Consider the following 2239-nt stretch of genomic DNA (forward strand, 5'->3'; position numbering starts at 1 on the left):
CCGACACATGTCCGCACCGGTCCTTCGGTACGTCGATGCGCCGAGGCCGAAGTCTCGCGCTGGATCACGGCTTAGTTTACCTGCACCCAACCAGTGGTCAGAACCCCCCGCATGGCCGCGGTCCGCGTTGTCGACGCGTTAGTGATCGTGCGCCAGTCCGTGAGCCGCATCCTGCTCGGGATGGTCGGCCTCCTGGTCGGGCGAGTCGCCGCGGATGTCGATCCGCCATCCGGTCAGCCGGGCGGCCAGCCGCGCATTCTGGCCTTCCTTTCCGATGGCCAGCGACAGCTGGAAGTCGGGCACGACCACGCGTGCGGCCCGGGCGCTCTCATCGATCACCGTCACCGAGACGACCTTGGCCGGCGACAACGCGTTGGCGACGAAACGCGCCGGGTCCTCGTCGAAGTCGATGATGTCGATCTTCTCTCCGGACAGCTCACTCATCACGTTGCGCACCCGCTGACCCATCGGTCCGATGCAGGCGCCCTTGGCATTCAGACCGGGAACGCGAGACGCGACCGCGATCTTCGAACGATGACCGGCTTCGCGTGCCACCGCCACGATCTCCACCGAGCCTTCAGCGATCTCGGGGACTTCCAGCGAGAAGAGCTTGCGTACCAGGTTGGGGTGGGTGCGCGACAGCGTGATCACCGGCTCGCGCACGCCACGGCTGACGCCCACCACGTAGCAGCGCACTCGGTCGCCGTGCTCGTACGCCTCGCCCGGAACCTGCTCGGCCGCGGGAATCACCCCTTCGGACCCTTTGGTCTCACTGCCCATCCGAACGACGACCAGACCACGCGAGTTGGCCCGGCTGTCGCGTTGGATCACGCCCGCGACGATCTCGCCCTCATGGGTGGAGAACTCGCCGTAGGTCCGCTCGTTCTCGGCGTCGCGGAGCCGCTGCAACATCACCTGTCGTGCGGTCGTGGCGGCGATGCGGCCGAAACCCTCCGGGGTGTCCTCCCATTCGTTGAGCACGTTGCCGTCTTCGTCGAGCTCGCGAGCCAGCACGCGGACCGAACCCGATTTGCGGTCGATGTCGATGTGCGCGTCGGGCTGATGGCCCTCGGTGTGCCGATATGCGCTCAGCACCGCGGCCTTGACGTCCTCGAGCAGGTCGTCGAACGAGATGCCTCGCTCCACGACTATCGCGTGCAGAGCGGCCATGTCGATGTTCATCTTGTGCCCTCCGTCTCCGCGCTTCGATCGCCCGTCGCCAGCTCCATCTCCCGGTGGGAAGGAGTCGAAAATTCCACCTGGACAACAGCTTTCGAAATGCCACCGAGCGAGATCGGCCGGACCGCCCAGTCGCGGGCGCGGTCGTCGCGAACCACCAGGCTCAGCGTGCCGTCGTGCAACTCGCCGACTCGACCGGTGACCTGCGTCCCGTCTGCCATGACCAACTCGACCTTGCGTCCCCGCGCGCGGCGAAAGTGCTTGTCGCTGGTCAGCGGGCGATCGACCCCCGGTGACGTCACTTCCAAGACGTAGCTGCCGTCGAGGTCGGGCGCCGCGTCCAGCAGGCTCGACGCCGAGCGAGAGAGCACCGCGATGGTGTCCAGATCGAGTGCGGTGTCGCCATCGGCGATCACGGTGATCCGCGGCGGCTGCGCCCGCGAATCAATGACGACGTCCTCAATTTCGTACCCTGCGCGCGCGAACTCACCATCGAGCAGCTCGATCACCTGCGTCTGCGACGGTAGCCCGGTGGTCACGGCGAGCTCCTCATCTTGAGTTGTCCGGTCAGGCAGCCCCGCGACGCGCGATCGGCGCGCCCTAGGAGCCAGCAATCAACGATACGCCAGGAATCCGTTGTAAGACGTGATCGCGACGAGTTCACCTGGCGTTACGGGCAGCCGTCCGGCAATGGCAGGATGTTGCTGTGCTGCGCCCAGAGCCTGGTTTCGATCCGATCGTGAGCAGGCGCCGTGTCTTGGTGGGCGGCGCGGCGCTGGCGGTGCTCGCAGTGGCGGTGTCCGCGTGTAGCTCATCGCCCGCGCCGCCGGCCGTCGACGAACTCGAAGCACAATTGACACTGGCCCGAGGTGACAGCGAACTGGCCACCGCGGCGGCCGTTGGCACACCGCAGGCGGTGAACGCCGCGCTGACAGAGGTCGCCGCCGAACGCGCCAAACATGCGCAGGCGCTGATGACCGAAATCGCGCGCCTGGCGGTCAACCCGACGTCAACGTCCCGCGAGACAACCACGCCGAGCACCACCACCCCGGCGACCGCC

General features: G+C 66.9%; 2 protein-coding genes and 1 pseudogene. 1 reads left to right on the plus strand and 2 read right to left on the minus strand.

What is annotated here, in order from left to right:
* Window positions 1-138: 138 nt before the first annotated feature.
* Both nusA and rimP read right to left on the minus strand, forming a co-directional pair.
* Window positions 139-1182, minus strand: coding sequence for a transcription termination factor NusA (gene nusA / locus VN856_RS14080; RefSeq protein WP_325690015.1), 1044 nt, complete (start codon window positions 1180-1182; stop codon window positions 139-141).
* Entirely contained in the window at window positions 1179-1718 is a 540-nt protein-coding gene (gene rimP / locus VN856_RS14085) for a ribosome maturation factor RimP (RefSeq protein WP_325690017.1), read from the minus strand. Before rimP ends, nusA begins: the two co-directional genes overlap by 4 nt.
* A gap of 200 nt (window positions 1719-1918) precedes the next feature.
* Here rimP and VN856_RS14090 point away from each other — a divergent pair.
* Window positions 1919-2239 (plus strand): annotated as a pseudogene (locus VN856_RS14090) (hypothetical protein); the annotation flags it as partial.

This window comes from Mycobacterium sp. (genome assembly GCF_035603715.1).
Taxonomy (GTDB): Bacteria; Actinomycetota; Actinomycetes; order Mycobacteriales; family Mycobacteriaceae; genus Mycobacterium.